General features: G+C 59.3%; 3 protein-coding genes. 1 reads left to right on the top strand and 2 read right to left on the bottom strand.

Going from position 1 to position 3,947, the window contains the following annotated elements:
- Positions 1–302: 302 nt before the first annotated feature.
- Both EYB53_RS25085 and EYB53_RS25090 read right to left on the bottom strand, forming a co-directional pair.
- Positions 303–1,538 carry a tetratricopeptide repeat protein gene (locus tag EYB53_RS25085; RefSeq protein WP_167857621.1) on the bottom strand — a complete coding sequence of 412 codons (1,236 nt, stop codon included), beginning with the start codon at positions 1,536–1,538 and terminating at the stop codon, positions 303–305.
- 162 nt (positions 1,539–1,700) lie between these two features.
- The gene (locus EYB53_RS25090) at positions 1,701–2,927 is read right to left on the bottom strand and encodes an amino acid ABC transporter substrate-binding protein (protein WP_254151250.1); all 1,227 of its coding nucleotides are present in this window, start codon (positions 2,925–2,927) and stop codon (positions 1,701–1,703) included.
- A gap of 383 nt (positions 2,928–3,310) precedes the next feature.
- Between EYB53_RS25090 and EYB53_RS25095 the strand changes: the two genes are divergently transcribed.
- On the top strand, positions 3,311–3,544 hold the full coding sequence (locus tag EYB53_RS25095) for a DUF433 domain-containing protein (protein WP_097650334.1): 234 nt from the start codon (positions 3,311–3,313) through the stop codon (positions 3,542–3,544).
- Positions 3,545–3,947 lie beyond the last annotated feature (403 nt).

Genomic DNA, 3,947 nt, shown 5'->3' on the forward strand with positions numbered 1-3,947 from the left:
GGAAGACCCCTCACTTCGTTCGGGGTGACAAGGGCGTTCGGGGTGACAAGGGCGGGCCTGGGCAACGCCCTGGTTGCTCACGGCCTCACGCCTCAGTAACACACCTCATGGTCGGAGCGCAACGCCTCCCCGCCTCCTGGGCGGAGCGCAACGCCTCCGTTGTCATTCCGAACGAAGCCGTAGGCGTAGTGAGGAATCTGCCCTGCATCGGCATGGAAGACCCCTCACTTCGTTCGGGGTGACAAGGGCGTTCGGGGTGACAAGGGCGGGCCTGGGCAACACCCTGTTCGTTCCCAAACCACTTATTCGTGCCCGAGCACATTGACGCGCCGGTGGACACGGGTGTAGTAGCGGATCTGGCGGGGCAGGTTGGGATCAATCGGCGTGCTGGCAACGGTCGTGTGGATCGTCATGGTTGCGCGCGCGATGCACTCGAGAACGGCTTCGGGCCGCGCTCCTTCGGCGCGAAGTTGGCGGAGCTCGCTTTCCCAGGGCACACTGCACGTCCCACGGGCGACAATGCCGACAACGTCGGGCAGCAGTTTGCTGTGACGGAGCCAGTTCAGCCCGAGGCAGAAGGCGGTAGCCTGACATGGCAGATGTTCGACCGTCAATAAGAGCAATTCGGCTTCGCGGGCAACCGCGAAGATCAGCAGCACCCGGTCTTGTTCACTCAGGTCTTCCGCTGTCTTGAGCGGTGTATGCAGCAATTCAGCAATCGCCTGCGCAAGCGGGCGGGCCAGCGTGTCGACGGCAAGGATCGCCGTAAATTGCCACCGTGAACTCGAAGCAAGTGCGTTCAGGCGCTGCAGGGTCGTTGCAACATCGACATACGTGAAGTGAAAATCGTGATGTTCGTGAACATGCAACCCATCGTCAGCCGCCGAGCCAAGATAGATGACGCCTTCACGGGCGTAGAGTTGATCTTTGACCGTGTTGAGGTTGCGAAACTCGCGGTGACGCTCGACCGTATTGATATTTTCGATCACCTCCGCCTGGGCAAAGGGCGTCCCCGCGAGCAAGAGCGACCGCCCCAGCGCCGCGACCGCTTCGTCGTAGCGTCGCAAACCGAGTAGACAACGCCCCAGCAGGTTGTGAACCTCCCAGTCTTCGGGGTAGTTGGTCAGCGGTAGCTGGAGATGCGAAAGCGCCTCGCTATACTCATCGCGACTCAGGTAGATCAAGGCCAGTTCAAAGTGGGTCGCGGCATCCTCGGGGGCCTGCCGGAGGCAACTTGCAAAGGCCTCGAGCGCGTCTTCGTAGCGTTCGAGTTCAACCAGCACATAGCCCAGGTTGAAATAGGCGAGAAAATCGCCATCAAGGCTCGCCACCGTGTGAAACGCATCGGCAGCTTTGGCAAGCAGACCGCTGCGCTGATAATAGAAACCTAGCGCATTATGCGCCTCACGCAAATGTGGGTTGATCGCAATGGCCTGACGATACTGTTCAACCGCTTCGTTAACTCGGTTGGCACGTTCGAGCGCCAGGCCACGCTGCAAATACCTGACCCCATCCGCTCGGTTGCGCTCGTCCTCCACTGCTTTCCCCTTCCCGCTCACCTTTGACGTATCATAACATGGCGGAAAACGCATTGCAATGAAAGATTACCCCCATCCTTCGCTGAAAAAAAGCCAGCTACGCGGACTTCTTTTCAGCGAAGGAGTTGGCTTTGCGGCCACAGCCGCGACGTTTTTGCCCCTTTAACGGAAGGGTGGCGAACTCAAGACACCGCCACCGCCTTTGTTCCAGGCTTTATTGGGGCCGCGATCCAGGTCAAACGGTGTCTCTGGCCCAAGGTTGCGGTTGTAGATCTCTTCGTAGTTGCCAACTTCGCGAATAATGTTGAGCGCAAAATCGTTGGTCAGGCCCAGGTTGACCCCAATATTGCCCGAACGCCCAAGCAGGCGCTGGATATCGGGGTTGGAGGAGGTAAGTTCCTGACTCAGGTTGCGCGAGGTGACATCGAGTTCTTCGGCATAGATCGTCGCAAAGATCGCCCAACTGACAATATCGCGCCACTGGCTGTCATGCTCGATCACGACCGGCGCGAGCGGTTCACGCGAGATCTGTTCGGCGAGAATCGTATGCTCCGATGGGTTGCTGAGCGTCACGCGCCGTCCGACGAGTTGCGAGGTGTCGCTGGTAATCGCGTCGCACTCTTCATTATCATAGGCGGCAAAGGCTTCGTCAGTTGTCGCTTTGATGATGGGAATATAGGGCAACCCCCTCGCCGCCATCTGGTCACGTAGGTTGAGGGTGCTGGTCGTATTATCAATCACGCAGATTGATTTGCCAAAGAGCCCGGCCACGTCAACGACGGGCTGACCGCTGGTTGTCGTCAGGCCCTCGCGGATCATAAAGCGCTGACCATCATGAAAGATGATCGGCCCAAAGTCGAGCCTGATCAAGCCCAACTGGTCGTCTTGTAACCCCGTATCACGCAGCGCCGTCCAGGTTGTGTTGCGGATCAAGACATCAACATCGCCGTTGATCACGGCCCGAAAACGTGCCGAAACATTCAACGGGACAAACTCAACCGCAGTTGCATCACCAAAAACTGCTGCCGCAATGACGCGGCAAAAGTCGGCATCAAAGCCACGATAGTTGCCTGTTTGGTTCGGGTCGGGCGAGGCAAAGCCCGGCAAGTCTTCATTCACGCCACAGACGAGCCGCCCGCGTGCGAGTACTTGCTCGAGCAGGCGCGGTTCACTGACCGAGGGCACCTCGGGCGTTGCCCCCATGGGGGACTCGGTCGGCACGGTAGTCGGCGGTACCTGGGCAACGGCCTCGGTCGCATCGAGGCGGGGCGTCGGCGTCACAATGATCGCCGGCGGCGCGGTTGCGCCAGGCTCATCAAAAGGTAGCGTACACGCACTCAACAGAATAAGCATGATGATCAAAAGGCTTGCGCTGAGGCTACGCGGCATAGTCGTAACTCCTCGGTTGTGCAGGGCACGCTCTACATGATTGCTGTGCTTCATCTTACCATCCCCGTTTGCCTGCTGCAAGGGCGTGTTTTGCGGTGGCCACACTGGCCCCGACGCTAGCGGCGATCACAGCGACCGACCGGCTGATCGACCTGCTTGTCTACCGCTTGTATGGCCTAACGGATGAGGAGATTGAGTTGGTAGAGGGGGGGTAGGTTCAGCGTAGCCCTGGGGATAGGTTACGGTGGTGCCGTTGTTGGGGCACGGCGGCGCCGTGCCCCAACGGCCGTGGGCATGGAATGATCGCGGGTGACGGGTGGATGGACTAAGATTATGCTATACTTTCATCAGCGCTGTTTGCGGGCCGACACAGGAGGTACGTGATGACACCGAAGATGGCGATCCTCATCGTACAATCCCCAGATATTTTGAGCGGAACCCCAGTCTTTGCCGGCACGCGGGTACCGGTCAAAAATCTGCTCGACTATGTACGAGCGGGTGACACGATCACGGATTTTTTAGACGATTTCCCGTCGGTCAGCCGGGAACAAGTCGATACCGTTTTAGCCCGCTTAGAAGCGCTTGTCCTGGAGATGAACGATGCGCGTGCTGCTTGACGAATGTCTGCCGCGAAAGCTGAAATATAGCCTCAATGGACACAATGCCACAGGTGCAACAGGCACTGCCCCTGATGCTCCCCGGCTCGTTGATGGAAATTAAAGCGCATGAAGACTAATACTATAATGCCCCCCGTCCCGACGATTCCCGGGCCTGGGGTGACGGCCGGCGGGGCGGCGGCTGTTGGGGCACGGCGGCGCCGTGCCCGTACGGGGGGGGCCGCGGCGGCGGGGCGGCATGGATTACGCCGGATGTGTTGACGGGCCGGGCCTGGGTCAATCAGGGGCGGGGTGGTGTTACCGGGGCTGCCATGGGGCGCAGCAGCGATGGGACCAGCCTGCGGGCAACGGGTGATCAACGATAATTAGAATTGCCGGTGGTGATCTTGAGAATTGCCGATCC

This window comes from Candidatus Chloroploca mongolica, assembly GCF_004762035.2.
In the GTDB taxonomy this organism is placed as follows: Bacteria; Chloroflexota; Chloroflexia; order Chloroflexales; family Chloroflexaceae; genus Chloroploca; species Chloroploca mongolica.